Here is a 25,964-nt window from a genome sequence, read left to right on the forward strand (position 1 = left end):
CGTGAATCCTTATGTTGGCAATGCATGGGGATGAGTTTCTGGAGTATTCAGTCGACGGCCGCCTACGAAGAAGTCACAACGATAGCCGTTGACATTTCCTTGCCTTCACGGCGGTAACTGTGCGGAACGCTAGAGTCAAAATACATAGCGTCCCCCGTATCCAGCGCTGCCTCCTTACCATCCACATTGACTATAAGCCGACCGCTGAGCACGTAGATGAATTCGGCGCTGCCATGTTGATGCGGCTCTGACGGCGGCGCATCGACCGGAAACTCGGCGTAGAACGACTCCATGCGGCGGTCGGAAGCGGGATAGTCCAGGCTTTCGAATAGAAAGGCGGGGGTCTTTTCGCCCGGCGGGCTTGGAAGTTTGAGACGCTGCCGCTTTCGGACGACCGCGATGAGCGGCTCCTCCTTGTCGACATTGAAGAAGTGATCGAGGCCGACGCCGAAAACCATGGCGATCCGAAGCAGCGTGGGCAGCGTTGGAAACATCTGCCCGCGCTCGATCTTTGAGAGCATCGCAGGCGAGAGCCCCGTGTGCCCGGCCAACTGCACCAACCCCAGCTTCTTTCTCAGACGCAGCGCCTTGATGCGAGGGCCGATTGCGTAGCGCTGGAGCTCATTGGACAGTGTGTCAGAGAGCACGTCTCAAACTCCTTTTCATGTCGTGAAACTATCACAAAGAGAATTATCTTCACAAGAGAATTGGCGTTCTTTTCACGAAAATTTGAGTAGAAAGAAAATCGGTTTGCTCCACATGAAAAGGTGCGGTGCATTTCGCACCCCTGATCGAGAGGAGATTGCCATGAAGTTGAGAAGCCTTTTGTTCGCGGCAGCGATCACGCTCGGAGGCAGCGTCAGCGCGTTCGCCGCGGAGAAGGACGTCGTCGACACCGCCATTGCGGCGGGTCAATTCGAGACGCTGGCTGCAGCGCTCGAGGCGGCAGGTCTGGTCGCCACTCTCAAAGGGACTGGTCCGTTCACGGTCTTTGCTCCCACCGATGAAGCTTTCGCCAAGTTGCCGGCCGGTACCGTCGAAAACCTGCTGAAGCCGGAGAACAAGCAAAAGCTTACTGCCATCCTCACCTACCATGTGGTCGCGGGGAAGGTGATGGCCGCGGACGTGGCCGGTCTCGATCAAGCGAAGTCGGTAAATGGCAAAATGATCGACATCGAAGTCGAGGGCTCCACCGTAAAGGTCAACGACGCCGCCGTCACTGCTGCCGACATTGCTGCCTCGAACGGGGTCATCCACGTCATCGACGAGGTGATCATGCCGCCGGAGGGCTGACCTTTCATCCCTCGACCTGGAGAAGAACCATGAAGTTAATCAACGTTTTCACTCTCATCCTCCTAATCGTAGGTGGCCTGAACTGGGGGCTGGTCGGATTATTCAGCTTCGACCTCGTGGCCGCGATCTTTGGGGCTGGCTCGGGGCTCGCCCGGATCGTTTACATTCTGGTGGGGCTGTCGGCCGCCTGGCAGATCATCCCCCTCTTTTCTACGATGGGCTCCGGCAATTTCGCTGCCGGGCAGAACCGATAGGACTTGGGAGGGACCCGCTTTCCTCGTCGGCGGCTCCCTTCATCTTTTGCCGATGGACATGTCCTCCCTCCTTCTGCTGGCCGGCTTCGAGGTTGCGAGCTTTGCTGCGGCGGCTCCCGGCGTGATCTTCAGGCCGGGCGCCTGGTACCAGCAGCTCGACAAGCCAAGATGGCGCCCGCCCGACTGGCTGTTCGCTCCGGTCTGGACCGTTCTCTATGTATCGATCGGACTGTCGGGCTGGCTCGTACTGATTGAGGCAGGTATTGCCGGCGCAGCACTGCCTCTAGGTGTCTATGCAGTGCAACTTCTGCTCAATGCTGCGTGGACGCCGATCTTTTTCGGACTTCACCGACCCGGCCTGGCCGTGGTGGAGATCGTCTTGCTTTGGGCCTCGATCCTCGCGACAATTATAGTGTTTTACCCCGTGAATGCGGTGGCTGCCTTGCTGCTTGCTCCTTACCTCGCCTGGGTGAGTTTTGCGGCGGCACTTAACATGTCGATCTGGCGGCGCAACCGCTCGAAGCCAATGTTGCAGGGCGTCCGATGAGAACCCGATGGATCCTCGTGAATGATCGGATGCAGCAAGGCTACCGGTACGCTCTCGTTGCACCCGTTGGCCGTGACTTTCATCCCGATTTCCAGCCAGACTTGACACCCGCCGAGATGCTTGCGCTCGGCGTGTTCGGTGGCAAATACATGACCGACTGCCGTAACGAATTCCCCAACAGCTGGTTTGCAGAGGCCCGGCTGTCGCCGCTTCGCAAAGACCCATCACTCAACTGGTTCGGTGTCGACGCCAGCCAACCGCTCAGCGTCTGGCGAGCCAAGGGATGGATACATTCCGACGATCCGCGTGGCTGGTTCCAGTGGTACTGTCGGTATCACCAAGGACGTCGCATGCCCGGCGAGGACGAGAGACAGATCGCCCGTTGGAAAGCTATTCGCCGCCATGTCGCTCAGCTTCGCCGAGCCTGCGAGCCTGGGGATTGCTGGTGCCGGCCGCGTCAGCGCCAGGCTCTGCTGCATTGGGCATATGACAGCCGTTCGATTTGACTTTTGTGCCGGTGCTCAAAAACGCCCGGAGCCTCTGCATTTTTCACAAGGTGGTCACCCGCCACACGACTTGGGCGACGATCATGCGATCGATGCTGTCTGTCTCGTACGGCATCTGCGGGGTGTCGCCAAATCCGATCAACGGCTTTAAATAAAAGCTTTGAAATTCCCTCTGTTTTCCCATAGCGAGCGACCGTGGATGCCACTTTTGTGCCCTGGCTTTGGGCATCAGTCAACACGGGTCTGAAGCGGAAATAATTTCCGCTTTCGGGCTGAAGTTTACGCTGCCGCGGCCACCGCGCGGATGGCCGCTTCGCGCTCCATTACAGCCGTTCCGACATCCGCTGCCAGTCCCCAGGAGCGGACATCCAACTCACACGGCAGTGTTAGGAGCGTTATCGTCAAGGACGTCCTCCCGGTCGGGCTAGGTCTTCTCCCTGTTGTAACCTAGAGGTAAACCCCCAGGAGGTACCCCTGCCGATGGTGCTCTCGCACCTGCTATCCTGCCGAGCCTGTCGCTTGCTCGATACGGAAAAACCAGGGAAGTCGCAGAGGCGGTCGCCTTCCTCGCCGGCCCCGGTGCTGCCTGGGGCATTCTCGTCAACGGCGGCATCAGCGCCTGAGCATTGACATGAAGCGGAGCTCTGTGGCCTCTTGCGCCACCGGCCGGCCTGCGGAGTCCTCAGAGGCGACCGTCAAACCTGTTCTCCTAGGTGATGCTGGACCCACTTCACCTCTTCCGATGCGGTTCGCCCGAAATGCCGTTTGAAGTCGCGGCTGAATTGCGCCGGGCTGACATAGCCAACTGAAGCCGCCACCTCCGCGATTGTTCCTGTCTGGCGGGCGATCATCAGCCTTGCCTCATGGAGCCGCAGAGCTTTGACATATTGCATCGGACTTGAGCCCGTTAGGTCTTTGAAATGAACGTGGTACGAAGGGACGCTCATTCCCACGGCTTTGGCGAGATCCGCGACAGCAATTTCGCCTGCGTAATTGTCCCGTAGCCAAGCCACGCTCTCGACCAGCTTTCCCGACGTCCCTTTCCGCTGCAGGGCCGCGATCACTGCGCCACCTTGCGGGCCCGACATGACCCGGTAATGCAGTTCACGCAGGATGGAGTCTCCAAGTACGGCGACCTCGACCGGGCTTCCGAGTGCCATCAGCAAGCGCTGCAGGACGTCTTCTGTACTGCTATCCATTCTGCTGGAGTAGAGCCCCCTCGGCCTGGTGGTTACGGGATTGGCGAGTTTTTCGAGCTGCATGGCGATCTCAGCCGCCATCTGCATGTTGAACTCCAGATAGATTGCCAGCAGTGGCCGCTGTGGACTGGCCGTAGACGTCATCCGGAAGGGAACGGGCACCGAGACGGCAAGGTAGTGGTCCTCGTCGTAGAGGTAGATTTCCCCACCTAGCATGCCATGTTTGCTCCCCTGCAATACGAACACAGCGCCTGGCTTATAAAGAACGGGAATGTCGTTGAGCACCGCCTCCGTGCGCAGGATCCGCACACAATGGAGCGCTGTTTTGTTATACCCGAGGCGGGGTGCGAGTTGCCCGGCGAGTGCTATGAGCCGGTCATGTCCTGATAGCTGTTTTTCTTCATTCATAGGATTTGGCAAGAATCTGAGATAATCCGCAATCGAATTCGCTAAATTTCCAGATTATCTGTCACATCAACGGTTAATCAAGGAGTTTCAGAAATGTCGCAAAAGACCTTCTTTATCACGGGGGCGAACTCGGGCTTTGGACTGGCAATTGCCACTGCCGCAATCGAGGCTGGCCATAAGGTTGTCGGGACCGTCCGCTCTGAAGCTTCGCGCGAAGCTTTGGCAAAGAGCCTTCCGCCGCTTCACCCGGTCCTTTGCGACGTCACCTATTTCGATCGCATCCCCGCCGTGGTTCAGCAAGCGGAGGACGATCACGGTCCAGTCGATGTGCTGATCAACAATGCGGGATACGGGCACGAGGGTGTACTCGAGGAATCGCCCATCGAAGAGATGCGCCGCCAGTTCGACGTGAATGTGTTCGGCGCCGTCGCGGTGGCCAAGGCGTTTCTTCCGAGGTTCCGGGAGCGCCGCAGCGGCTTTATCGTCAACGTCACCTCGATGGGCGGCATGATCACCATGCCCGGCATCGCCTATTACTGCGGTAGCAAGTTTGCACTGCAGGGCATTTCGGAGGTCATGCGCTCGGAAATGGCGCCGTTCGGCGTCCACGTAACGACGCTTTGCCCCGGCTCGTTTCGAACAGACTGGGCAGGTCGATCCATGATCCGCACGGAACGTTCCATTGCGGATTACGATAGCCTGTTTGATCCGATCCGCGAGGCGCGTCAGGCCGTGAGCGGCAAGCAGCTCGGCAATCCGCAAAAGCTGGCCGCTGCGGTTCTGACCCTCATCGAGTCCGACAATCCCCCGCCGCAACTTCTTCTTGGCAGCGATGCGCTGAGGCATGTGACGGCACGGATTGAGCGTCTGCAACAGGAAGTCGAGGCGTGGAAGGATGTGACGGTCTCGACCGACGGCTGACGCGAGGCGATATTCTGTTCTTGACCGTCTGCCTACTAGAAGGTAGATAGGCGGCATGAGCAATCTTTCTACGACCTCCGACGACATCCTGGCTTCCGCTCGAAATCTTCTCATGAGCGGCGGCTACAATGGCTTCAGCTACGCCGATATCTCAGAGGTGGTCGGGATTCGTAAGGCTAGTATTCACCACCATTTTCCCAGCAAGGTCGATCTGGTGCGTGAGCTGGTCAAGCGATACCGCGAAGATGGCCAGGCAACCGTGGCAGTCCTTGAGCGGAACGTTCCGGATGCATTCGACATCCTCAAGGTTTATGCAAATCACTGGGCCAAATGCATTGAGGATGCTAGCAGGCCGTACTGCGTCTGTGCGCTGCTTGCCAGCGAGCTGCCGTCTCTGCCGCCGGAGGTCGCAAAGGAGGTGACGGCATTCTTCCGCTTCATCTCTACTTGGCTGGCGACAGTGATGGAGCGTGGCTCCAGGCAAGGGACCCTCACCCTCGCCAGCGAGCCTCACGTCGAAGCCGAAGCATTTCTGGCGACGGTTTATGGGGCGATGCTGTCGGCCAGAGCCTACGGGAAACCGGAAGTATTCTCGATGATACTCGAACCTGCTCTCCATCGTCTTACGCCCACAGTCTCTCACTGATCCTGCGGTCGCTACGCTCCTCAGGCATAATCGCATCCAACGAAACTACCAACTAGTAGGAAGAATAAATGAAGACGTTTTTCGGTACCCTAGCTCTCGGCCTGACGGGCATCCTTTCCATGACAGCCTTTGCGGCACCCGCCCATGCCGAGGATAAGAAAGCCGTGCCGATCCACGTGCGCGGCAGCATCGTCACCTATGCGGGCTCCACACTGAGGGTGAAAACCCGCGAGGGTGAGACTGTTGACGTCGCGTTTGCCGACGACTGGAAGGTCGCGAGTGTCGCGGAAGCCAAGGTGACCGACATCAAGCCGGGCGATTTTGTCGGTATCGCATCCTTGCCAAAGGCGGGCGGTGGCGATGGCGCACTCGAAGTCCTGATCTTCCCTCCGGCGATGAAAGGCCTTGGCGAGGGCAGCTACGGCTGGGATCTCAAGCCCGACAGCAGCATGACGAATGCGACGGTCGCGGATGCGGTCAAAGGCGTCGATGGCCGGACCGTTACCGTGACCTATCACGGCAAGGAAAAGAAGATCGCCATTCCGGACGGCACGCCTGTCGTGACCATTGCTGCGGCGGCCAAGGACGATCTTGTGCCTGGCGCCGCCGTCTTCATCACTGCCGAAAAGGCTGCAGCCGGCCCCATCGCCCATCAGGTGGTTGTCGGCAAGAATGGCGTGGTTCCGCCCATGTAAGCCACGCCGTCGCTGGCCGGAGCCGCCGCCCCACTGCTCCGGCCAGCGACTACAGGTCGATGCTGCTTTCTCCGCAGCCGTGAGATGTCACTGACGAAAGACGTTGAGATGAGAGCACAAGCTTCCAATGACAATATCCGCTCTCCCCGGACGGTCTTCATCCGCCGGCACTCGATTGTGACACGGCTCACGCAGTGGCTGAACGTGCTCTGCCTAAGTTTCCTTCTCTTGAGCGGGCTGCAGATCTTCAACGCTCACCCTGAACTCTACTGGGGTCACTACGGTGCGAATGGCGATCCTGCGATATTGACAGGCCGAGATCAGCCAAACGAATTCAATCCTCTCGGATCCGGACGGCCGATGGGTCGCAAAGCGTCAAGGAGCGATCAACGAGGCGTTCGAAAAACGTGGACGCTCGGAGAACAGCCAGGGTGCTGGGGCAACGATTGCGTCCCACAATACTCAGCATGATGGTGCGATGCCAGACGATGCATCCGCGAAACTCTCCGGCGAAAGCGATCGGATCGGCCGACTTGAGTGGGACGAGTACACCCCATTGGGCGAGCATGTCTGCTTCTTGTGAAAAACGCACGCCAGCAATTTCATCAATCAAAGATAGGGATAGAAACCAATGTCGAACGAACAGAAAGCCAGTGCCACGCGCGGCAATGACCAATGGCTCAAGCAGTATTACTTTACCCGGGCGGCGTTCTCGGTGCTGTGGGTTGCGGCTGCACTGACCGCCGGACAGCAGTCATTTGCAGTGGCTGCCGCCCTCCTGATCATCTATCCGGCTTGGGATGCAGCCGCTAACGTCGTTGATGCGGCGAGGAGCGGTGGCTTTGCGGTGAACCGCAGCCAGGTGATCAACGTCACAGCGAGCTCGATTATGACGATTGCGGTGATCCTGGCGCTGATGATGAACATGAACTGGGTCCTCGGCGCCTTCGGCCTATGGGCCATCTTTTCGGGGCTGCTGCAGCTTGGGACTGCAGTTCGTCGTTGGAAAACAAACGGCGGTCAGTGGGCGATGATATTGAGCGGTGGCCAATCGGCGTTAGCGGGCGCGCTCTTTATCTTTCAAGCGCAAATGCCTCAGGAGCCTTCTATCTCCACGGTCACGGGCTACGCTGGTGTCGGGGCATTCTACTTCCTGGTTTCGGCGATATGGCTGAGTGTTTCGGTCTCGCGTTGCGGTATGCGCAGAGCAGAACTGTGAGGTGCCGTAGCTCGGTGGTGTATGAGCGTAAGGCGACCATCTGAAAGCCAGAGTTATCGAGAGCGCAGTATTACACTTTTCGATGTCCCATTTCTTCAGCCCCACGTCGTGCCTGTCAGAGCACTTTGGAAGAACTCAAATGACGACACATGATACGGCAGAGCAACTTGCGTCCTACCGAAAGACCATCGACAACCTGGATTCAGCTCTCCTTCATATCCTGGCCGAACGCTTTCGCTGTACCGAGCAAGTCGGCCAGTTAAAAGCGGCACAGGTGATGCCGGCGACAGATGATGAGCGGGAGCGACGGCAAATGGATCGACTAAAGAACATCGCCGATGATGTCGGATTGAGGGAGCACTTCGTCGAAAGCCTGATGAAACTGATCGTGGGTGCTGTCGTGGAACGGCACAAGGAGATTGCGGCCGAGAGGTAGACATCTTGGAGATTCGGCAGGCTTGATCGCCTCCGGCTCGCTCATCTTGCTGTCACATTCACGAGATGGGTCCGATACGGTGGAAATGAAGGCCCGAAGCCTCTGAAGACGTCGTAGGTCTCGATGATATCCCATCCAGATGTTTCGCGCGGGCGGCGACTTGGGCAGTTCCATTCTGCGGATGCCTGCGATCTGATCGCCGACCACGCGGGGCAGAACAGCGATCCCGACGCCCTGCCTACACATGCGCCCCTGGACGTTGCGGTTGTTTGATCGAAGGACGGGTCTCGCGTTGGGGAAACTCTGGATGAGCCAAGCGATATCTGGGACTTGCCCCGTCCTGCGACGTTCCGGTGGAACATTCGTCAACATGTCGTCCGGCGCAGGTATCGCGGGCAGTGGCGGCGGCGGATATTACAATGCCGCAAAGTTTGCCGTGGAAGGAATTTCCGAAGCCCTCGCCGGAGAACTGAAGCCCTTCGGCGTCCGCGTGTTGATCGTCGAGCCCGGACCGTTTCGTACCGATTTCCTTGGCGTTCGATCACTATGGTGGCCAACGAAATGCCGGAATATGCAGCGAGCTCGCGCAGGCACTATCGCGAAAGCAACGACGGCAACCAGGCGGGCGATCCCGACAAGGCAATCGCGGTGATCCTAAAGGCGGTCGATGCCGATAATGCTCCGTCGCGCTCGTGTTCGCAGAGTTTCTGGAGCTGCTCCTTGGACATCGGTTCCTTCGATTTCATCTTCAGCTCGGCCATCAGCATGTTGAGCTTCCGACCGATCGCCTGCGCCTTCTTATGGTCGGAACAGTGAAGGCTCAGTGAAAGCCGGCTGCCCGGTCGGCACCGCCCGAACGACATGGGGACGCGTGCTCGCCAGTAAAAGATGTTGCCGCGGCGAATGAGATTTTCGACGTCGTGGCGGACTGCCATGGGTACCTTGCCCTTGCCTGCCACCGGCGCGGCCGCCGCGCATATTTCGCGTGGGCATCACCTGTGGGCTACAGTTCTGGGCATCAGGTCGCCAATGATGCCAAAACGGGATCCGGCACGACTGGAAATCAAGGAGTCAAGGGCATTTAGCGAGAATTGGCTGGGGAACCTGGATTCGAACCAGGACTAACGGAGTCAGAGTCCGCTGGTCTACCGTTAACCTATTCCCCAAGGCCGCTGGCGGTGTGTTGGCGCCGCGTCGGTGTGGCGGGCTTATAAACAAAAGAACGCCCAATGCAAATACCTTTTGCCAAAAAAATGCGGCCGGGCTGTGTCCTTCCGCTTCTGGGTTGAGCCTCGATAAGGGTCTCGCCCTTGGTCGGTCTTCGGCAACCGAAAGGGGAAGGGCGGTCGGGTTCGCCGGCTCCGCTATGGACCCAAAAAAAGTTTGGCGAAAGGAGGCGGCGCTGGTACAGTCGCGCCAACGCAAAATCGAGAGAGCGCCTTGAGCGGCCGTCAGGCTTCGCGCGGCGCCATGGTTGAGACAAGTGAAAGACCCCGATCACGGCGATAAGCCGTCTGAATCCGGGGCGTCGGCAGCAGGCCGCAGCGAGGGGCGCATGGGCGCGTCGCGGGGCGGCAAGGGCAAGCGGCGGCGGCGCAAGCCGTCCGGTTCCCCGTCTGCAATTGCCAGCGGATCCGGTCCGTCCGGAGAAGCAGGGCGTCCCGCAGCACTGAACGAGGCGGAGCCGTCGCGCAAGCGCAAACGGCGCCGGCGTTCGAAATCAGCAAGACCGCAAGATCAGTCCGCTGCCTCCGGTGCAAGCGCGCCGGCGTCGGATGCGGCCCTCAGCGACAAGAGGGGCGCCCAAAAGCGCAACAGGAAGGCGCGCCATCGGCGCGGCCTTCAGGGGCGGCCGCTTGCTTCCGCGAGCAACCCGACGACAAACCTGCGGCCGGGAGGCCGGCCGGGCGAGCGGTCCGGCGATGCTCCGCGGCCGCGGAGCGGCGAAGCCGCCGCGCAGCAGCAGGCGCGACCGGAGAGGCTCGGTGCACCATTCGTCGCGCCGGGCGAGCCGCCGGCACCGCTTTATGCGGCCCTCGATCTCGGCACCAACAATTGCCGGCTGCTCATCGCGCAGCCGACCCGGCCGGGCCAGTTCCGTGTGGTCGATGCGTTTTCTCGAATCGTCCGGTTGGGCGAGGGGCTCGGCGCCAGCGGGCGGCTTTCGGAGGACGCGATGGAGCGCTCGGTCGAAGCGCTCAAGGTCTGTGCCGCCAAGCTCGGTGCCCGATCGATCCGCCGGCGCCGGCTGATCGCGACCGAGGCTGCGCGTGCGGCTGCCAACGGCGAAGCCTTCATGAACCGCGTCGCCGAGGAAACCGGTCTCGAACTCGAGATCATCGATCGCGAGACGGAGGCACGGCTTGCCGTGTCCGGCTGCTCGTCGCTCGTCGACCGCGAAACCCGGTCGGTCGTGCTCTTCGATATCGGCGGCGGCTCGTCGGAAATTGCGGTCATCCGGATAGGCGAAAATCGCTCGAGCCGGCTTGCCAATCACATTACCCACTGGACTTCGCTGCCCGTGGGCGTCGTCACCCTTTCCGAGCGCCACGGCGGCGAGCATGTGACGCCCCAGAGTTTCGAGGTGATGGTGCGCGAGGTCGAGGCCATGCTTGCCGGCTTCGAGAGCCCCTCCGTCGACGCGCTGGCAAGCGGCTCCTATGGCGGCGGCTTCCACCTGATCGGAACGTCGGGAACCGTGACGACGCTTGCCGGCGTGCATCTCGACCTGCCGCGCTACGACCGCCGCCGCGTGGACGGCCTCTGGCTTTCCGATGACGAGGTCTCGGCCATGCAGGCGCGCCTCCTCTCCTGGGATTTCGCCGCACGTGCCGCCAACCCTTGCATCGGTCCGGACCGGGCCGATCTGGTGCTTGCCGGCTGCGCGATCCTCGAGGCGATCCGCCGCCGCTGGCCGTCGAGCCGCATGCGCGTCGCCGATCGCGGGCTTCGCGAAGGGCTGCTGACCGATATGATGGCGGATGACGGGGCCTGGCGCCGGGGGCGTCCGCGCCGTCATCAGCGCAGCTTCGGTTCTCCGCAGGCGGGCGAGGAACGGGTAAAGCGCCACGAAGGAACCGACGCATGACGAAATCCCCGATCGGCGGCAATCGCAGCGGCCGCAAGCTCGGACAGAAGGTCAAGAAGGGCAAGCTGAAGGCGTCTTCGCGCCGCTGGATCGAGCGCCACATCAACGACCCCTATGTTCAGCGGGCGCAGCTCGAAGGATACCGCGCAAGAGCGGCGTTCAAGCTCCTGGAGATCGACGAGAAGCACAAGATTCTTGCTGGCGCCAAGCGCATCATAGATCTGGGCGCGGCACCCGGAAGCTGGTCTCAGATCGCCGCCAAGGTGACGAACTCGACCGATGCCGATCCGCGGGTTGCGGCGATCGATTTCCTCGAAATGGATCCGATCCCGGGCGTCCGCTTCCTGCAGATGGATTTCCTGGATCCCGAGGCGCCGGAAAAGCTGAAGCAGGCGATCGGCGGAGCTCCGGACCTCGTCCTGTCCGATATGGCGGCGCCGACCACGGGCCATCGCCAGACCGACCATATCAGAACCATGCATCTCTGCGAGGTGGCGGCGCATTTCGCCGTCGAGGTACTCGCGGAGGGCGGACATTTTCTGGCGAAGACCTTCCAGGGCGGCACCGAGCGCGACCTCCTGAACATGCTGAAGCAGAACTTCCGCCAGGTCGTCCACGTGAAGCCGGCGTCCTCCCGTGCCGAATCGGTCGAGATGTTTCTGCTCGCCAAGGGTTTCAAGGGCCGCCATGGGCTTAAGACCGACGAGCCGGCAGAGGGTGCTGCGGAGGAATAGTGCCATGCTGCTATATGTGACCCTCGGCTCCAACGACCTCGAAAGGGCGGGCGCTTTCTACGACACGGCGCTTGCGCCCCTCGGCCTCAAGCGTCGCAAGGAGGATGAGGTGGAGATTGGTTACGGCGCGGAGGGTGACTTCCGCTGCCGGCTTTGGGTGGTGACCCCGTTCAATCGCAAGGCCGCGACCATCGGCAACGGCTCGATGGTGGCACTCGAGGCGCAAAGCCGCGCGGCGGTGGACGCCTTCCATGCCGCGGCGCTCGCCGGTGGCGGCACCGATGAAGGCGCGCCGGGGCTGCGCCCCTTCCATGCAAATTTTTACGCGGCTTACGTCCGTGACCCGGACGGCAACAAGCTTTCGGCGGTCTGCGAGCGGGCGGAATAGGCGTTACGAGGCTTGCTTGAGAGGGCAAAGGGCGGAGCTTTCCTCGCTGACAGCGCTGCCCGATCGGAGGCTGCAGCAGATCATTTGCCGGCAGCCGTCGTTTCCACTTCCCGCACGGCCAGCCGATGGCCCGAAACGGAGGCGCCGGCATTCTTCGCCATTGCGACGAAGGGAATTGCCGCCAGAAGATTGGCGATGGCAATGATCATGAAGGCGACGTGGAAGTCTTCCAGCTCAAGCGGCCTGCCGCTGAGCGCCGTCTGGAATTCGAGAATGGCGCCTGCGACTGCGACCCCCAATGCGAGACTGATCTGCTGCAGCACGGCGCTCATCGATGTCGCCTTGCTGGCGTCGGCATCGTCGATGTCGGCGAAAGAGAGTGCGTTGACGCCGGTGAAGAAGAAGGAGCGGGCGAAGCCGGCGATCAGCAGGACGGAGATCAACAGGAGATAGGGCGTCGCCGGCGTGAAGAAGCCGTTCGCGAAAGTCGTGACGGCCGCAATCACGGCGGCGATGAGCAGCGTCGTGCGGAAGCCGGCGAAAGCGAACACGCGGCGCGCGAGGAACTTCGTGGTGATGGCGCCGACGGCGCCGACGAAGGTGATGAGGCCCGATTGGAACGGGCTGAGACCAAAGCCGACCTGGAGCATCAGCGGCATCAGGAAAGGCACTGCGCCGACGGAGATGCGGAAGATCGTGCCGCCGATCGACGCGGCGCGGAAGGCACCGTCGCGGAAGAGCTTGAGATCGAGCACGGGCGCCGGATGCCGGCGCGCATGGAAGATGTAGAGGAGCGAGGCGGCGACGCCGGCCGACACGGAAGCGATACCGATCGCCGGCGGCAGGGCCGGCAGGCTGATGACCGAAAGCCCGAAGACCACGCCCGCGGCGGCAATGCCTCCGAGCAGGAAACCGATGATATCCACCGGGGGCGGATTTCGCCGCTCCATCTCGGGCAGGTAGATGCCCGAAAGAAAATAGCCGACAATTCCAACCGGCACGTTGATCAGGAAGATCCAGTGCCAGGAGAAATAGGTCGTGATGAAGCCGCCGAGCGGCGGGCCCGCAAGCGGTCCCACCAGTGCGGGTATCGTCAGCAAAGCCATTGCCGAGACAAGCTCGCTGCGCGGCGCACTGCGCACGAGGACGAGCCGCGCGACCGGCGTCATCATGGCGCCGCCCATGCCCTGCAGGAAGCGCGCAAGGACGAAGGCGAAGAGGCTATCCGCCACCGCACAGAAGAGGGAGCCCGCGATGAAGACGAGGATCGCTGCGCGGAAGATGCGCTTGGCGCCGAACCGGTCCGCCATCCAGCCGCTCAGGGGAATGAAGATCGCCAGCGCCACCATATAGGAGGTCAGTGCGAGCTTCAGCGTGATCGGCCCGACGCCCATATCGCGCGCGATTGCCGGCAGCGATGTCGAAATGACGGTTGAATCCATCTGCTCCATGAAGAGAGCGACGGCGAGGATCAACGGGACGATGCGGTTCATGAAAGGCGCCTTGGGGCTGTCACTGCGGGCGTTAGCCCCATTGGTTCTTAATTCGAAATCGATTTGAGGACAAAATCATCAGAAACTCGAGCGCGCTGGTCGCCGGTAAGCGGTTCCGATGGCTTTGTCGGGGCGAAACCGGAGATTGAAGATCACATGCGTGTGATCCGTCCTGTCCATTTCTGTCAAGGCACTACTTTTCGCCTGTGATCACCGGCGCGCGGGCAGCGCCGGTCAACAGGAGGGAATGACGATGGCTTTTCAATTGAAGCGGCGGACGCTGTTCGCAGCAGGCGCGGGCGCATTGGCTGCACCAAGTCTGCTGGCAGGCATTGCCGGTGCTCAGGAAACGACGGAAAAGGGCGGCGCGGCGATGAGTGCGGACTTCAGGACTTTGAAACTCGGAAGTTTCAAGGTGACGGTGATCAGCGACGGGACGCGCGCCGCGGACAAGCCGCACGAGATCTTCGGTACCAATCAGCCTGCGGAGTCGGTCTCCAAACTTCTGGAACAGAATTTCCTGCCGACCAGCGGCTTCGTCAACGGCTTTTCCCCGGTTCTGGTCGATACCGGATCCGAGGTCGTTCTCTTCGACACCGGGCTTGGCGAGGGAGGTCGCGAGGCGGGCACGGGCAAGCTTGCGGAAGGGCTGAAAGCTGCCGGTTATGCTCCGGAACAGGTGACGGTCGTCGTCATCACCCACATGCACGGCGACCACATCGGCGGCCTGACGGAGGGTGGAAAGCCCGCTTTTGCCAATGCGCGCTATGTGACCGGGCAGGTCGAGTACGATTTCTGGAAGGACGGCGCCCGCGTCGGCACGCCCGCCGAAAACGGGCACAAGGCGGTGCTGGCGAAGGTCGTGCCGCTGGCGGAAAAGATCACCTTTGTCGCGGATGGCGGGGAGGTCGTCCCCGGCATCTCTGCGATGGCTGCGTTCGGTCATTCTCCGGGGCATATGATCTATCGGCTCGAATCCGACGGCAAGGCCATGATCCTGACCGCAGACACGGCCAACCACTATGTCCTGTCGCTGCAGCGGCCGGATTGGGAGGTTCGCTTCGACATGGACAAGGCGGCTGCCAGCGCGAGCAGAAAAAAGGTCTTCGACATGATCGCGACCGACCGGCTGCCCTTCATCGGCTATCATATGCCGTTTCCGTCCGTCGGCTTCGTCGAGAGCCAGGATCAGGGCTATCGCTTCGTACCGGCGAGCTATCAGTTCGACATATGAAGAGACGGCTTGCTGCAATGCGACAACAATTCGCCGGGGCCCATAAGATTTGGGCCCCTTGGCTATTTTCATTCCGGCATATCCGTGTTACCAGCCCTCGCCAACTTCCAAGAAAAGCCTTGAAGTCACCCGGTGGACAAGTCGCTGAGCGTCCCCGGGGATTTTTCGTTTATTTGAAGAGGAACTGGCCATGGCGCGCATCATCGAAACGGCAACCGGTCTGGAGGCTTTGACCTTCGACGACGTTCTGCTCCAGCCAGGACATTCCGAGGTGATGCCGGGTCAGACGAATATCGCCACCCGCATCGCACAGGACATCGAACTCAATCTTCCGATCCTCTCGGCGGCCATGGATACCGTCACCGAGGCGCGGCTCGCGATCGCCATGGCTCAAGCCGGCGGCATCGGCGTCATCCACCGCAACCTGACGCCCGCCGAACAGGCGGAAGAAGTCCGGCAGGTCAAGAAGTTCGAAAGCGGCATGGTCGTCAATCCGGTGACGATCGGCCCGGATGCGACGCTTGCGGATGCTCTGGGACTGATGAAGGCGCACGGCATTTCCGGCATTCCCGTCGTGGAGAACGGCGGTCTCGGCGGGCAGAAGCAGGGGCGCCTCGTCGGCATCCTTACCAACCGCGACGTCCGCTTCGCGTCCGATCCTTCCCAGAAGATCTACGAATTGATGACGCGGGAGAACCTTATCACGGTCAAGGAAAGCGTCGATCAGCAGGAGGCAAAGCGCCTTCTGCACAAGCACCGGATCGAGAAGCTCCTCGTGGTCGATCCCGAAGGACGCTGCGTCGGCCTGATCACGGTCAAGGACATCGAAAAGTCCCAGCTCAACCCGAACGCCGCCAAGGATGCGCAGGGCCGGCTTCGCGCCGCCGCCGCCGTCAGCGTCGGCGACGACGGTTTCGAGCGCGCCGAGCGGCTGATCGATGCCGGCGTCGACCTGATCGTCGTCGACACCGCCCACGGCCATTCGCAGCGCGTTCTCGATGCGGTGGCGCGGGTGAAGAAGCTTTCCAACTCGGTGCGCATCATGGCGGGCAACGTCGCAACGGGAGACGGTACCAAGGCGCTGATCGACGCCGGCGCGGATGCGGTCAAGGTCGGCATCGGCCCCGGCTCGATCTGCACGACGCGCATCGTCGCCGGGGTCGGCGTGCCCCAGCTCGCCGCGATCATGGCGGCCGTCGAGGCCGCACAGGCCGCGGACATCCCGATCATCGCCGACGGCGGCATCAAATATTCGGGCGATGTCGCCAAGGCGATCGCCGCCGGCGCTTCGGCCGTGATGATCGGCTCGCTGCTCGCCGGAACCGAGGAGAGCCCTGGCGAGGTCTTCCTGTACCAGGGCCGGTCCTTCAAGGCCTATCGCGGTATGGGGTCCGTCGGCGCCATGGCGCGCGGCTCGGCCGACCGCTATTTCCAGGCGGAAGTCCGCGACACGCTGAAGCTCGTGCCGGAAGGCATCGAGGGGCAGGTGCCTTACAAGGGGCCGGTCTCCGGCGTCCTGCACCAGCTCGCCGGCGGCCTCCGCGCCTCCATGGGCTATGTCGGCGGGGCCACGATCAAGGATTACCAGGAGCGCGCCACCTTCGTTCGCATCTCCGGCGCCGGCCTCCGCGAGAGCCATGCCCATGACGTGACGATCACCCGCGAGAGCCCGAACTATCCGGGCGGCGCCTGATATCATCGGCGGGCGCCGTCCGGCGTCCGCCCTGTCCATTGCTGACGCTGAGAGCATCGATGACAGGCTTCGAAATATTCTGGCCGATGGTGGCCCATGTCGCGCTTGTCTTTGCGCTTTATGCGCTCCTCTCCACGCGTCGGGCATCGCTCATCAGGTCGGGCGAGATCGACGCTTCCCTGTTCCGGGAAAACCGCGGCGAGCCGGGCGATAGCCTTATCGTGCGAAACAGCATAGCGAACCAGTTCGAGCTGCCGGTTCTCTTCCATCTCTGCTGCGTGCTGCTCTACGTCACCGAGGCGGACAATCTCCTCTCGCTTGGTCTCGCCTGGCTTTTCGTGGCGCTCCGTTATGCTCACGCCTTCATCCACGTCACCAGCAATCGGCTTCGCTTTCGCCAGCCGCTGTTCATGGCAGGTTTCATCGTGCTCTTCGCGATGTGGACATGGCTTTCCGTCTGGATGGCGATGAGCTGAGGTAACGCAGTTTTGTAAGTCCGTGACCGTGCCGCTGACCTATCCTGTCGCCGGGTGGTCTGCTGCCGCCTGCTACAGCGACATTTGATCTGCCATAGCCCCAGGGAGAGCGTCATGAACAAGCCTGTCATCACCCAGGCGATGATCGATGCCTATGACGAATATACGCATCTCACTTTGGATCGCCGCCGTTTCATGGAGAGATTGACGGCGCTCGCGGGTACGGCTGCGGCTGCCGCCGCAATCGCGCCGATGCTGGCTGCCGATAGTGCCAAAGCCGAAGTGATTGCCGAGACGGACGAGCGCATCAAGGGAGAGGACATCACCTATCCCGGCGCCGACGGCGAAATGAAGGGATATCTCGTCAGACCCGCCGATGCGTCCGGCAAGCTTCCCGCCGTTATCGTCATTCACGAGAATCGTGGCCTGAACCCACACATAAGAGACGTTGCGCGCCGCATGGCGCTCGAAGGTTTCGTGGCGCTTGCGCCCGATTTCCTGTCGCCCGACGGTGGGACACCGGCCGACGAGGACAAGGCGCGGGAGATGATCAGCGCAATCGACGCAACCGAGACGAATGAGAATGCCGTCGCCACCGTGAGCTTTCTGAAAGGCCATGCGGAAAGCACCGGCAATGTCGGCGCGATCGGCTTTTGCTGGGGCGGCGGTCTCGTTAACAGGCTTGCCGTGAACGCACCCGATCTCAAGGCCGGCGTGGCCTATTACGGCGCCCAGGCGAAGGCCGAGGACGTGCCGAAGATCAAGGCGGCGCTGCTGCTGCATTATGCCGGGCTCGACGAGCGCATCAATGCCGGCATAGAGGCCTACCGCAAAGCGCTGACGGAAAACGGCAAGGACGTGACGATCCACGTCTATGAAGGTGTGAACCACGCCTTCAACAACGACACCTCGGCGGCGCGGTACAACAAGGAGGCGGCCGACCTCGCCTGGCAGCGGACCGTCGAATTCCTGAAGACGAAGCTGGCTTGATCATGCGGCTGGACGAGGCGCAGCTTTCGCCGCGCCCCGTCCGGCCGCGGCAGCGTCCCGCGAGATCTCCCGGGCGCAGGCCGATATGGCGTCTGCAAGCGCGTCCATGTCGCGCGGCCGCGGGTTGCTGCGCCGCCAGATGAGCCCGATCTCGCGAGAGGGCTCCGGGGCGGCGAAGGGCACGATCCGGATCGCGTTGCGTGCGGCTTCGCTCGGTATCGCGATCTCGGGGATGAGTGTCATTCCCATGCCGTTTGCAACCATCTGCAAAAGCGTTGCCATCGACGTGGCGCCGAAACTCAGGAGTTGCCGTTTGCCGGCCGTATTGCAGACGGCCAGCGCCTGATCACGCAGGCAATGGCCTTCTTCGAGCAACAGCAGCTGCGATATATCCACCTGCTCTTCCGTCATCGGCGACATGAGCACATGCCGGTCGTTCTCCGCCACGGCCATATAGAAGCGGTCGGAAAACAGCGGCCGGGTAACGATGCCGTCCGCGTCGACCGGCAGCGCCGCCACGACCGCATCCAGCCGGCCGTCGCCGAGATCGGCGATGAGCCGGTCGGTAAGCGACTCCTTCAGCTCTATCTCGATCGCCGGATACCGTTCGCGCAGGTAGGGAATGAGCCTCGGTACGAGATAGGGCGCGAGCGTCGGGATAACCCCGAGGCGGACCCGCCCCTCGAGAGTGCCCGTGTTTGTCCGGGCGCTCTCCTCCAATCTGCCGACATCCGCGAGGATGGAACGCACCTGGGCCAGCACTTCCTCGCCCTTGACGGTCAGGAAAACGCCGGCGCGGCTCCGTTCCACCAGCTTCACACCCAGATGTTCTTCCATCTCCATGATTTGAGCAGAGAGCGCCGGCTGGCTGACATGGGTGAGTTCGGCCGCCTTGCCGAAGTGGCGAGTGGCCGCGAGGGCATCGAAGTAACGCATCTGCCTGAGTGTCAACATGATAGGAAAATCTTATCGTAATCAGCAGGAAATACAATTGGAGATTATCGTCCCGGGATGGGAGAAACCAGTGCCAAGGCATTCCATGCGCTATGCCGATCGTGGCTGCTGTCGTCAGCCGTCACGCTCTTCAGCGAGCATCGGAAGCCGAAACGTCGAAACAGGAGGGATGCGATGACAGATCGTCCGACGATCACCACCACCGCCGGGGCGCCGGTGCCGGACAACCAGAATTCGCTGACGGCAGGGCCGCGCGGCGGCATCATGCTGCAGGACTATCAGCTCATCGAGAAGCTGGCGCACCAGAACCGCGAGCGCATTCCGGAACGCGTCGTCCATGCCAAGGGCTGGGGTGCTTTCGGCACGCTGAAAATCACCGGTGACATCTCGCAATACACCAGAGCGAAATGTCTCCAGCCCGGCGCCGAAACGCCGATGCTGGCCCGCTTCTCGACCGTCGCCGGCGAACAGGGCGCCGCCGACCACGAGCGCGACGTCCGCGGTTTCGCGCTTAAATTCTACACCGGGGAAGGCAACTGGGACCTCGTCGGCAACAATACGCCGGTCTTCTTCATTCGCGATCCCTACAAGTTCCCCGACTTCATCCACACGCAGAAGCGGCATCCGAAGACCAATCTGCGTTCCGCCACTGCCATGTGGGACTACTGGTCCCTGTCGCCGGAAAGCCTGCATCAGGTGACGATCCTGATGTCCGACCGCGGCCTCCCGCAGACGCCGATGCATATGAACGGCTACGGCTCGCACACCTATTCCTTCTGGAACGACGCGGGCGAACGCTACTGGGTCAAGTTCCACTTCAAGACGCAGCAGGGCCACAAGTTCTTCACGAACCAGGAAGGCGAAACGGTCATCGGCAAGACCCGCGAGGGCTATCAGGAGGCACTGTTCTACGCGATCGAGAACGGGGCTTTCCCGCGCTGGACGGTTCAGGTGCAGATCATGCCGGAGCTCGACGTGGAGAAGACGCCCTACAACCCGTTCGACCTGACCAAGGTCTGGCCGCACGCCGACTACCCGCCGATCGAGATCGGCGTGCTGGAGCTCAACCGCAACCCGGAAAACTATTTTGCCGAGATCGAGAACGCAGCCTTCTCGCCCTCCAATATCGTTCCCGGCATCGGCTTCTCGCCGGACAAGGTGCTGCAGGCCCGCATATTCTCCTACGCGGATGCCCACCGCTACCGCCTCGGCACGCATTACGAGCACATCCCGGTCAACCAGCCGCGCTGCCCGGTTCACCACTACCATCGCGACGGTCAGATGAACACCTATGGCGGCATCCGCACCGGCAATCCGGACGCCTATTACGAGCCGAACTCCTTCAATGGACCGGCCGAACAGCCGCTGGCCAAGGAACCGCCGCTCAGAATAGACGGCGACATGTCCCGCTACGACCACCGCGTCGGCAATGACGACTACATTCAGGTGCGGGCGCTGTTCGACCTCTTCGACGAGGGGCAGAAGTCGCGCCTCTTCTCCAACATCGCGGCCGCCATGGGCGGCGTCCCGGGCGAGATCGTCGAGCGGCAGCTCGTTCATTTCGCCCGCGTCCACCCGGAATACGAGGCGGGCGTCCGCCAGGCGCTGAGGACCGCCCACGGTTACGAGGCGGACACGATCAGCACGGCGGCCGAGTAGTCCGGCGCCCGTTCCGGCAAGCGCGAAGGCCACGCCTCAGCAAGGCGTGGCCTTCGTCATTGAAGGAGATATGTAAGCGGCTCACCAGCCCGGCAGCATATGGCTCTGCCGGAGGCGCGGATAACGGGGATAGCCCTTGAGATCGCCTTCGAGATCGTCGTTGACGGTGATCGGCGTGATGTTGTCCAGGCAGGCGGTAATGTGATTGGTGATCGCGTTCGACAGCGACGGCGAAAGGCCGGGGCGCTTCATGATGCCGATCTGCACCGGCGCCAGTGACGGGAAGCCGTCGGCCAGCGTCAGCACCTTCATGCCCGGTCGCAGTGCCGACTCCGGAAGGACGGATACCGCCATGCCGGCGAGCACCGCGGCCGCAACGACGGTCGAGGACCAGCTCGTGAACAGGATCTGATATTCCTTGCCGGTCGCATCGAGCGCCGCGCATGCAGCCTGCCGCCACTGACAGTCGCGCCGGCCGACCGCAAGCGGTATTGGCGCATTCTCGGGCAGCGGATGATTGATGGAGCTTACCCAGCAGAGCGGCTCGGTTCGTACGACGTCGGAAGCCCGCGCACGCGGATTGTGGGTGACGAGCGCGATGTCGAGATCGCCCTTCGCCATTTTTTCCGCGAGGTCCACCGAAGGCTCGCAAATGATGTAGAGCTCGACGTTCGGATGCGTCTTGGCGAAGCGGACGATGATTTCGGGCATGTAGCGGTCCGCGTAGTCGTCCGGTGTGCCGATCCGCAGCGTTCCCTCGAGGCGGTTGTCGTCGAAGGAGGCGATTGCCTCATTGTTGAGGCGGATCATCCGGCGGGCAAAATTGAGGAGCCTGTCGCCCTCGACTGTCAGCCGGTTGCCCCGGCCATCCTTCATGAAAAGCGGCTTGCCGATCCGTTCTTCCAGGCGTCGCATCTGCATCGACACGGCGGATTGAGTCTTGAAGACACGGTCGGCCGCCTTGGTGAAGCTGCCCGTGTCTGCGATTGCTACGAAGGTTTGCAGCTGGTCGATATCGAGCGGTGCGGACATGGCCGGAATACCTATAAGATTGTTTGATGAATATCATTAAAAACATTCGTTGGACTGATCAATAAGGATTTGCGAATGATAATCCGCAAACCACGTCAATCTTTCCGGCCAAAATAGTCGCCGGTTCGCCAAAAGTATTTCCGCCTGCCCCTGCGAAAGACCTCCCCGCAGGGGACGGGTTTCTTCGTGCCCGCGAAAAGGAGTTCCGTCATGCGCACGACCCACCACGCCTCCGGTTTCGGCCTCGTTGCGAGCAGGCAGTCGCCTGCAGCCCGCACAACAGGCATCATCGGCGTGCTGACGGCCGTCTGGCGCCTTTATCGAAACCGCTGCCAGATTGCCCGCCTGCAGGATCTCGACGATCGCCAGTTGCTGGACATGGGTTTGAAACGCGAAGACCTGCGCGAGGCGCTGACCTCGGCCTTCTTCGAAAACCCGGGCAACTACCTGACGCGCGCCTCACGCAATCGGGCGAACCTCTTCTACAGGGGAGTGCGCCACGATTGACCCCTCATGGCGCGTCCCGCCGCCTCGGATGCGCCAGTGCGGCATGATCTGCGAAATCTTCGCCTCGCGCGGATCATGCCGCGAATTTCGGATCGTGCCGATGGCACGTCGTAAAAGTTCCCCGCAGGGTATGAGCCAATAGACCCTGCTCCTTGCCCGGTACATGCCAAGACGTGTACCGGGCTTTTTTGCGCGTCCGATAAGGCGCGGCGCGGTGCTCGGACGCAGCTTTCCTCATCGAGTTTGTCGGCATGTTTCCAGTTTGGGAATAAATCATGGCGAAGGCCAGTCGGGCGCGTGCCCCGTCGCGCGGAGAGGGTTCGTCCTCGCATTAAACCCGAGGAGAGGGGCAATCCCGGCGGCTAGGCCTTGCCGCCCGAGCCGCCCTTGTAGCTCTCGAACAGGGCGTCGATGCTCTTCTGATATTCCTTCTGCATTTCCAGCCCGCTGTCGAAGAGACTGTTCATCGCCTGCGAAAACTGGGCGAAGGCCGGGTTATCGGCCGGCGCTTTCTGCGCCGTGTCGGCGCCCCGCATCATCTCCGCATAGGCCTTGAAGAACGGATTGTCGGCGAAAAGATCGGCTGCTTTCGGCTTATCGCCGGCCTTGCCCGTTTCTCCCGGCTTGCCCATGCCGAAGAAGCCCTGCATCGCCTGGGTGAAAGGATTGTCGAAGGGGTTGGACTGCGGTTCGGGCTTCTTGGCGAGGCCTGTCGCCTCCATCCATTGCTGCATCAGCGTCATCATCGGATTGTCGGCGAGCCCACCGCTCATCTGCCCCGTGGTCTGTTTGAAGAGCCCGCCCATCAGCGTGCTCGCCATCACCGGCAGCATCTGCTTGTAGATCTCCTGACCGATCCCCGTCATCTGTGCCGCCTGCGCCGCAATCGCGCGCGACATTTCCTTCGAGCCGAAAAGCTGGCCGAGAATGCCGTTGCCATCTGCGACACCCTGGGGTGTGAACGCCTGGCTCATGTCTTCGAAATACCGGGCGTAATTGCCGGTCGAGAGCGCCGTCAGCAGCGCGCCGAAGTCGTAGGGGTTCGTCGTATTGTACTTGAAGCCAGTGGAAAATGCGGGCATCAGCGCGGCCGTGGCTTTCGCCATCTGCTCCTGCGCGAGCCCGAATTGTTTCGCCATCAGTTCGATGGCGTGGCCGTTCTGCGCCTGCGCGAACATGTCAAAAAGCGGTGCCATTGGCGTTCCTCCCGGGACGAGCGACGCATGTCCTTGCACTATAACGGGAATTGGAGGGCTGGAAACCGCTTTTTCTGAAGCGCCGGATAGGGGGCGGAAGGAGCATGTCGGCTGCTCCGTCCGGGTAGAGGGTCCGCTCAGTATTGGTAGTCGGCGAAAACCGGTTCGACCGATTCGTTCCAGCGGCCGTGATAGAGCGAGAGCATGTCTTCCGCGAGCGTCGCCTTCTTCGCCAGCACTTCGTCAAGCGGTGCCAGGAACTGGCTTTCGTCGATGCCGTCGCCGTTCAGCCGGTTGCGGCGCTTGAGACCGCTGCGCGAAATGGCGAGAACCTCGCGCGCGACATCGAAAAGCGACCTCGACCGGAATTCGGCCGTGAGCGCCTTTGCGGGCACGGCATCTCTGAGTGCCAGGACCTCTTCGTAACCCCAATCGCGGGTCAATTCCTCGGCCGCCGACAAGGCCTCGTCATCGTAGAGCAGGCCGACCCAGAACGCCGGCAGCGCGCAGATCCGCCGCCAGGGGCCGCCGTCTGCCCCGCGCATTTCCAGAAAACGCTTCAGACGGACGTCGGGAAAGAGAGTCGACAGATGATTGGTCCAGTCGCCCATCGTCGGCTGCCACTCGGCGATTTCGCCCTTCAGCGCCCCGTTCATGAACTGACGGAAGGTGACATGGGTGCAGTCATGGTAATGCCCGTCGCGGACGACGAAATACATGGGGACGTCGAGCGCCCATTCCACATAGTCGCTGAAGCCGAAGTCCGGCTTGAAGGCCGTCGGCAACAGGCCCGAGCGCCGGTTGTCGGTATCGCGCCAGATGTCGCCCCGCCAGGAAAGCAGCCCGTTCGGCTTGCCTTCGGTGAAGGGGGAGCTCGCAAAGAGGGCGGTGGCGAGCGGCTGCAGCTTCAGGGAGACCTGCATCTTCCGCCGCATGTCCTCTTCCGAGGAGAAGTCGAGGTTAACCTGGATCGTGCAGGTGCGATACATCATGTCGAGGCCCTTGCTGCCCACCTTGGGCATGTAGCGCGTCATGATGGCGTAGCGCGACTTCGGCATGCGCGGCGTCTCGGCGAAGCTCCATTTCGGACTGCCGCCGATGCCGAGGAAACGGATGCCGAGCGGTTCGGCGATTTCCCGAAGCACGGCAAGGTGCTGGTTGGATTCCTTGCAGGTCTGATGGAGGTTCTCGAGCGGTGCGCCGGAAAGCTCGAATTGCCCGCCCGGCTCGAGCGAAATCGCTCCATTGCCCGAGGGCTCGGCAAGGCCGATCACATTCCCCTCGTCCACGATCGGCTCCCAGCCGTTCCTTTCGGCCATACCGTTCAGGAGCGCCTGGATGCTGGCCTCGCCGAAATAGGGCACCGGGCTGTTGTCCGCCTTGAAGAAGGCGAACTTCTCATGTTCGGTGCCGATCCGGAACTTTTCCTTCGGCTTCGATCCGGATGCCAGATAGGCGGTCAGTTCAGCGACAGAGGTAACCGGCGTCTGGTCGGTAGTGTCTCGGGCCATATTCGTCTTCTTTGCCTGGGCGGCTCCTGCGGGGTCAGCAGGATCGGATGGAGTGCTTGAACCGTAATCAAGTGCGGCGCAAGTCAATTTCTTTCAAGATGCCCTCAAAAAAACTAGGAGCAAGCGGATGACGCATCATCGCCAGTCGCCAAGCGTCGCCTGAATGACGGCCATCGCAGCCACTGCCGCGGTGTCGGCGCGCAGGATGCGCGGCCCGAGAGGGATCGCCGTCACGAAGTCACGGCTCCGCAGCAGATCCCGCTCCGCCTCCGAAAAGCCGCCCTCCGGCCCGATTAAAAGCGCCAGCCGGCGTTCGGCAATTCCCTCGAGGATGGGCAGTGGATTCTGGCTGTCGTTTCCCTCGTCGCAGAAGACGATGCGCCGGTCGCGCGGCCAGTCCATGAGAAGGTCCTCGAGCTTGCGGGGTTCTTCGACTGCCGGGATGCCGAGCACGCCGCATTGCTCCGCCGCTTCGATGACGTTGGCGCGAACGCGTTCGAGGCTGCCGATCTTTCCCTGGACATGCTGGGTCATGACTGGCTGCAGCACGCCGGCGCCCATTTCCACCGCCTTCTGCACGAGATAATCGAGCCGCCCTACCTTAAGAGGCGCAAACAGGTAAACGAGATCGCAAGGGGCGGGCTGAGGGCGCGTCTGCTCGACCGCGACGAGAACCGCCTGCTTGCGCGAAGGCATGGCTATCTCCGCCCGCCATTCGCCGTCCCGGCCGTTGAAGACCAGAAGCGATGCGCCTTCACCCAGGCGCAGGACGTTGATGAGATAGTTGAACTGCTCCCTGGTGGCTTCATGTTTCGCTCCGGCGTGGAGCGGGTTCTCGATGAACAGTCGCTGCATGCGGAAATTGGCGCGCATCGGTATCGGGTA

The 25,964-nt window shown here is 61.6% G+C and carries 28 protein-coding genes, 1 tRNA gene and 3 pseudogenes; 20 read left to right on the top strand and 12 right to left on the bottom strand.

Annotated elements, in window-relative coordinates; genetic code table 11:
* Positions 1–62: 62 nt before the first annotated feature.
* Positions 63–647 carry a helix-turn-helix domain-containing protein gene (locus AC5J09_RS15835; protein WP_324762972.1) on the bottom strand — a complete coding sequence of 195 codons (585 nt, stop codon included), beginning with the start codon at positions 645–647 and terminating at the stop codon, positions 63–65.
* Between the two features lie 160 nt (positions 648–807).
* On the opposite strand from AC5J09_RS15835, the gene AC5J09_RS15840 reads away from it, so the two are divergent.
* From AC5J09_RS15840 to AC5J09_RS15855, 4 genes are read left to right on the top strand one after another with little or no spacing between them, the layout of a single operon-like run.
* The gene (locus tag AC5J09_RS15840) at positions 808–1,293 is read left to right on the top strand and encodes a fasciclin domain-containing protein (RefSeq protein ID WP_324762973.1); all 486 of its coding nucleotides are present in this window, start codon (positions 808–810) and stop codon (positions 1,291–1,293) included.
* Between the two features lie 29 nt (positions 1,294–1,322).
* Positions 1,323–1,547, top strand: a complete 225-nt coding sequence (locus AC5J09_RS15845) for a DUF378 domain-containing protein (RefSeq protein WP_102763064.1) — start codon at positions 1,323–1,325, stop codon at positions 1,545–1,547.
* 58 nt (positions 1,548–1,605) lie between these two features.
* Positions 1,606–2,094 carry a TspO/MBR family protein gene (locus tag AC5J09_RS15850; protein ID WP_324762974.1) on the top strand — a complete coding sequence of 163 codons (489 nt, stop codon included), beginning with the start codon at positions 1,606–1,608 and terminating at the stop codon, positions 2,092–2,094.
* Complete coding sequence (locus tag AC5J09_RS15855) at positions 2,091–2,600, top strand: hypothetical protein (RefSeq protein WP_324762975.1); 510 nt, start codon at positions 2,091–2,093, stop codon at positions 2,598–2,600. Before AC5J09_RS15850 ends, AC5J09_RS15855 begins: the two co-directional genes overlap by 4 nt.
* A gap of 279 nt (positions 2,601–2,879) precedes the next feature.
* Here the strand turns inward: AC5J09_RS15855 and AC5J09_RS15860 are convergent, their stop codons facing one another.
* Both AC5J09_RS15860 and AC5J09_RS15865 read right to left on the bottom strand, forming a co-directional pair.
* Complete coding sequence (locus tag AC5J09_RS15860; protein WP_324762976.1) at positions 2,880–3,005, bottom strand: hypothetical protein; 126 nt, start codon at positions 3,003–3,005, stop codon at positions 2,880–2,882.
* A gap of 290 nt (positions 3,006–3,295) precedes the next feature.
* Positions 3,296–4,207 carry an AraC family transcriptional regulator gene (locus AC5J09_RS15865; RefSeq protein ID WP_324762977.1) on the bottom strand — a complete coding sequence of 304 codons (912 nt, stop codon included), beginning with the start codon at positions 4,205–4,207 and terminating at the stop codon, positions 3,296–3,298.
* A gap of 93 nt (positions 4,208–4,300) precedes the next feature.
* Between AC5J09_RS15865 and AC5J09_RS15870 the strand changes: the two genes are divergently transcribed.
* From AC5J09_RS15870 to AC5J09_RS15895, 6 genes and pseudogenes are all read left to right on the top strand, one after another.
* Positions 4,301–5,128, top strand: a complete 828-nt coding sequence (locus tag AC5J09_RS15870) for an oxidoreductase (protein ID WP_324762978.1) — start codon at positions 4,301–4,303, stop codon at positions 5,126–5,128.
* Positions 5,129–5,183: 55 nt separating this feature from the next.
* Positions 5,184–5,774 carry a TetR/AcrR family transcriptional regulator gene (locus tag AC5J09_RS15875; RefSeq protein ID WP_100669451.1) on the top strand — a complete coding sequence of 197 codons (591 nt, stop codon included), beginning with the start codon at positions 5,184–5,186 and terminating at the stop codon, positions 5,772–5,774.
* Positions 5,775–5,842: 68 nt separating this feature from the next.
* Entirely contained in the window at positions 5,843–6,469 is a 627-nt protein-coding gene (locus AC5J09_RS15880) for a hypothetical protein (protein ID WP_494297982.1), read from the top strand.
* A gap of 108 nt (positions 6,470–6,577) precedes the next feature.
* A pseudogene (locus AC5J09_RS15885) lies at positions 6,578–6,835 on the top strand (cytochrome b/b6 domain-containing protein); the annotation flags it as partial.
* A 265-nt stretch (positions 6,836–7,100) separates the two neighbouring features.
* Complete coding sequence (locus tag AC5J09_RS15890) at positions 7,101–7,688, top strand: DUF308 domain-containing protein (protein WP_494297983.1); 588 nt, start codon at positions 7,101–7,103, stop codon at positions 7,686–7,688.
* Between the two features lie 139 nt (positions 7,689–7,827).
* Positions 7,828–8,124: a chorismate mutase gene (locus AC5J09_RS15895; RefSeq protein WP_437408276.1), complete on the top strand. Its 297-nt coding sequence runs from the start codon at positions 7,828–7,830 to the stop codon at positions 8,122–8,124.
* A 41-nt stretch (positions 8,125–8,165) separates the two neighbouring features.
* On the opposite strand, the pseudogene AC5J09_RS15900 reads toward AC5J09_RS15895, so the two are convergent.
* Positions 8,166–8,463: pseudogene (locus AC5J09_RS15900) on the bottom strand (LysR substrate-binding domain-containing protein); the annotation flags it as partial.
* Between AC5J09_RS15900 and AC5J09_RS15905 the strand changes: the two are divergent.
* Positions 8,459–8,808, top strand: a pseudogene (locus AC5J09_RS15905) (SDR family NAD(P)-dependent oxidoreductase); the annotation flags it as partial. The pseudogenes AC5J09_RS15900 and AC5J09_RS15905 overlap by 5 nt on opposite strands.
* Here the strand turns inward: AC5J09_RS15905 and AC5J09_RS15910 are convergent.
* Together AC5J09_RS15910 and AC5J09_RS15915 are read right to left on the bottom strand one after the other, a co-directional pair.
* Entirely contained in the window at positions 8,718–9,059 is a 342-nt protein-coding gene (locus AC5J09_RS15910) for a DUF6538 domain-containing protein (RefSeq protein WP_494298913.1), read from the bottom strand. The pseudogene AC5J09_RS15905 and the gene AC5J09_RS15910 sit on opposite strands and share 91 nt — an antisense overlap.
* Positions 9,060–9,216: 157 nt before the next feature.
* Positions 9,217–9,290, bottom strand: a tRNA-Gln gene (locus AC5J09_RS15915).
* A gap of 317 nt (positions 9,291–9,607) precedes the next feature.
* Here AC5J09_RS15915 and AC5J09_RS15920 point away from each other — a divergent pair.
* From AC5J09_RS15920 to AC5J09_RS15930, 3 genes are read left to right on the top strand one after another with little or no spacing between them, the layout of a single operon-like run.
* Positions 9,608–11,212, top strand: a complete 1,605-nt coding sequence (locus AC5J09_RS15920) for a Ppx/GppA phosphatase family protein (protein ID WP_494297984.1) — start codon at positions 9,608–9,610, stop codon at positions 11,210–11,212.
* Positions 11,209–11,946, top strand: coding sequence for an RlmE family RNA methyltransferase (locus tag AC5J09_RS15925; protein ID WP_324762982.1), 738 nt, complete (start codon positions 11,209–11,211; stop codon positions 11,944–11,946). The genes AC5J09_RS15920 and AC5J09_RS15925 overlap by 4 nt, the downstream gene beginning before the upstream one ends.
* A 4-nt stretch (positions 11,947–11,950) precedes the next feature.
* Positions 11,951–12,334 carry a VOC family protein gene (locus AC5J09_RS15930; RefSeq protein ID WP_494297985.1) on the top strand — a complete coding sequence of 128 codons (384 nt, stop codon included), beginning with the start codon at positions 11,951–11,953 and terminating at the stop codon, positions 12,332–12,334.
* An 80-nt stretch (positions 12,335–12,414) separates the two neighbouring features.
* On the opposite strand, the gene AC5J09_RS15935 is transcribed toward AC5J09_RS15930, so the two are convergent.
* Positions 12,415–13,827, bottom strand: a complete 1,413-nt coding sequence (locus AC5J09_RS15935) for a DHA2 family efflux MFS transporter permease subunit (RefSeq protein ID WP_100669373.1) — start codon at positions 13,825–13,827, stop codon at positions 12,415–12,417.
* A gap of 253 nt (positions 13,828–14,080) precedes the next feature.
* Here AC5J09_RS15935 and AC5J09_RS15940 point away from each other — a divergent pair, with 253 nt between their 5' ends.
* The 4 genes from AC5J09_RS15940 (at position 14,081) to AC5J09_RS15955 (ending at position 18,220) form a co-directional block, all read left to right on the top strand.
* Entirely contained in the window at positions 14,081–15,061 is a 981-nt protein-coding gene (locus AC5J09_RS15940) for an MBL fold metallo-hydrolase (RefSeq protein WP_379938727.1), read from the top strand.
* A gap of 190 nt (positions 15,062–15,251) precedes the next feature.
* The gene (gene guaB / locus AC5J09_RS15945; RefSeq protein WP_018094312.1) at positions 15,252–16,754 is read left to right on the top strand and encodes an IMP dehydrogenase; all 1,503 of its coding nucleotides are present in this window, start codon (positions 15,252–15,254) and stop codon (positions 16,752–16,754) included.
* Positions 16,755–16,813: 59 nt separating this feature from the next.
* Entirely contained in the window at positions 16,814–17,230 is a 417-nt protein-coding gene (locus AC5J09_RS15950; RefSeq protein ID WP_494297986.1) for an MAPEG family protein, read from the top strand.
* Positions 17,231–17,344: 114 nt separating this feature from the next.
* Positions 17,345–18,220, top strand: coding sequence for a dienelactone hydrolase family protein (locus AC5J09_RS15955; protein WP_494297987.1), 876 nt, complete (start codon positions 17,345–17,347; stop codon positions 18,218–18,220).
* On the opposite strand, the gene oxyR is transcribed toward AC5J09_RS15955, so the two are convergent.
* Positions 18,221–19,174 (bottom strand): hydrogen peroxide-inducible genes activator OxyR, encoded by a 954-nt coding sequence (gene oxyR, locus AC5J09_RS15960; RefSeq protein ID WP_494297988.1) that lies wholly within the window; start codon positions 19,172–19,174, stop codon positions 18,221–18,223.
* A 174-nt stretch (positions 19,175–19,348) separates the two neighbouring features.
* On the opposite strand from oxyR, the gene katA reads away from it, so the two are divergent.
* Complete coding sequence (gene katA / locus AC5J09_RS15965) at positions 19,349–20,833, top strand: catalase KatA (protein WP_494297989.1); 1,485 nt, start codon at positions 19,349–19,351, stop codon at positions 20,831–20,833.
* Between the two features lie 81 nt (positions 20,834–20,914).
* Here katA and AC5J09_RS15970 read toward each other — a convergent pair whose 3' ends face one another.
* Complete coding sequence (locus tag AC5J09_RS15970) at positions 20,915–21,865, bottom strand: LysR substrate-binding domain-containing protein (protein ID WP_003527211.1); 951 nt, start codon at positions 21,863–21,865, stop codon at positions 20,915–20,917.
* A gap of 210 nt (positions 21,866–22,075) precedes the next feature.
* Between AC5J09_RS15970 and AC5J09_RS15975 the strand changes: the two genes are divergently transcribed.
* Positions 22,076–22,372, top strand: coding sequence for a DUF1127 domain-containing protein (locus AC5J09_RS15975; RefSeq protein ID WP_324762988.1), 297 nt, complete (start codon positions 22,076–22,078; stop codon positions 22,370–22,372).
* 362 nt (positions 22,373–22,734) lie between these two features.
* Here the strand turns inward: AC5J09_RS15975 and AC5J09_RS15980 are convergent, their stop codons facing one another.
* The 3 genes from AC5J09_RS15980 to AC5J09_RS15990 all read right to left on the bottom strand — a co-directional run bounded on the left by AC5J09_RS15980 (position 22,735) and on the right by AC5J09_RS15990 (position 25,952).
* Positions 22,735–23,568, bottom strand: coding sequence for a DUF937 domain-containing protein (locus tag AC5J09_RS15980; RefSeq protein ID WP_100669363.1), 834 nt, complete (start codon positions 23,566–23,568; stop codon positions 22,735–22,737).
* 137 nt (positions 23,569–23,705) lie between these two features.
* Positions 23,706–25,079, bottom strand: a complete 1,374-nt coding sequence (locus tag AC5J09_RS15985; RefSeq protein ID WP_494297990.1) for a glutamate--cysteine ligase — start codon at positions 25,077–25,079, stop codon at positions 23,706–23,708.
* 135 nt (positions 25,080–25,214) lie between these two features.
* Entirely contained in the window at positions 25,215–25,952 is a 738-nt protein-coding gene (locus AC5J09_RS15990) for a 16S rRNA (uracil(1498)-N(3))-methyltransferase (protein WP_324762990.1), read from the bottom strand.
* Positions 25,953–25,964: the final 12 nt, after the last annotated feature.

Source organism: Sinorhizobium sp., from assembly GCF_059070375.1.

Coding starts and splice junctions, on each gene's coding strand:
- AC5J09_RS15840 (WP_324762973.1), top strand. CDS start 808: ATGAAGTTGAGAAGCCTTTTGTTCGCGGCAGCGATCACGCTCGGAGGC.
- AC5J09_RS15845 (WP_102763064.1), top strand. CDS start 1,323: ATGAAGTTAATCAACGTTTTCACTCTCATCCTCCTAATCGTAGGTGGC.
- AC5J09_RS15850 (WP_324762974.1), top strand. CDS start 1,606: ATGTCCTCCCTCCTTCTGCTGGCCGGCTTCGAGGTTGCGAGCTTTGCT.
- AC5J09_RS15855 (WP_324762975.1), top strand. CDS start 2,091: ATGAGAACCCGATGGATCCTCGTGAATGATCGGATGCAGCAAGGCTAC.
- AC5J09_RS15865 (WP_324762977.1), bottom strand. CDS start 4,207: ATGAATGAAGAAAAACAGCTATCAGGACATGACCGGCTCATAGCACTC.
- AC5J09_RS15870 (WP_324762978.1), top strand. CDS start 4,301: ATGTCGCAAAAGACCTTCTTTATCACGGGGGCGAACTCGGGCTTTGGA.
- AC5J09_RS15875 (WP_100669451.1), top strand. CDS start 5,184: ATGAGCAATCTTTCTACGACCTCCGACGACATCCTGGCTTCCGCTCGA.
- AC5J09_RS15880 (WP_494297982.1), top strand. CDS start 5,843: ATGAAGACGTTTTTCGGTACCCTAGCTCTCGGCCTGACGGGCATCCTT.
- AC5J09_RS15890 (WP_494297983.1), top strand. CDS start 7,101: ATGTCGAACGAACAGAAAGCCAGTGCCACGCGCGGCAATGACCAATGG.
- AC5J09_RS15895 (WP_437408276.1), top strand. CDS start 7,828: ATGACGACACATGATACGGCAGAGCAACTTGCGTCCTACCGAAAGACC.
- AC5J09_RS15910 (WP_494298913.1), bottom strand. CDS start 9,059: ATGGCAGTCCGCCACGACGTCGAAAATCTCATTCGCCGCGGCAACATC.
- AC5J09_RS15925 (WP_324762982.1), top strand. CDS start 11,209: ATGACGAAATCCCCGATCGGCGGCAATCGCAGCGGCCGCAAGCTCGGA.
- AC5J09_RS15930 (WP_494297985.1), top strand. CDS start 11,951: ATGCTGCTATATGTGACCCTCGGCTCCAACGACCTCGAAAGGGCGGGC.
- AC5J09_RS15935 (WP_100669373.1), bottom strand. CDS start 13,827: ATGAACCGCATCGTCCCGTTGATCCTCGCCGTCGCTCTCTTCATGGAG.
- AC5J09_RS15940 (WP_379938727.1), top strand. CDS start 14,081: ATGGCTTTTCAATTGAAGCGGCGGACGCTGTTCGCAGCAGGCGCGGGC.
- guaB (WP_018094312.1), top strand. CDS start 15,252: ATGGCGCGCATCATCGAAACGGCAACCGGTCTGGAGGCTTTGACCTTC.
- AC5J09_RS15950 (WP_494297986.1), top strand. CDS start 16,814: ATGACAGGCTTCGAAATATTCTGGCCGATGGTGGCCCATGTCGCGCTT.
- AC5J09_RS15955 (WP_494297987.1), top strand. CDS start 17,345: ATGAACAAGCCTGTCATCACCCAGGCGATGATCGATGCCTATGACGAA.
- oxyR (WP_494297988.1), bottom strand. CDS start 19,174: ATGTTGACACTCAGGCAGATGCGTTACTTCGATGCCCTCGCGGCCACT.
- katA (WP_494297989.1), top strand. CDS start 19,349: ATGACAGATCGTCCGACGATCACCACCACCGCCGGGGCGCCGGTGCCG.
- AC5J09_RS15970 (WP_003527211.1), bottom strand. CDS start 21,865: ATGTCCGCACCGCTCGATATCGACCAGCTGCAAACCTTCGTAGCAATC.
- AC5J09_RS15975 (WP_324762988.1), top strand. CDS start 22,076: ATGCGCACGACCCACCACGCCTCCGGTTTCGGCCTCGTTGCGAGCAGG.
- AC5J09_RS15980 (WP_100669363.1), bottom strand. CDS start 23,568: ATGGCACCGCTTTTTGACATGTTCGCGCAGGCGCAGAACGGCCACGCC.
- AC5J09_RS15985 (WP_494297990.1), bottom strand. CDS start 25,079: ATGGCCCGAGACACTACCGACCAGACGCCGGTTACCTCTGTCGCTGAA.
- AC5J09_RS15990 (WP_324762990.1), bottom strand. CDS start 25,952: ATGCGCGCCAATTTCCGCATGCAGCGACTGTTCATCGAGAACCCGCTC.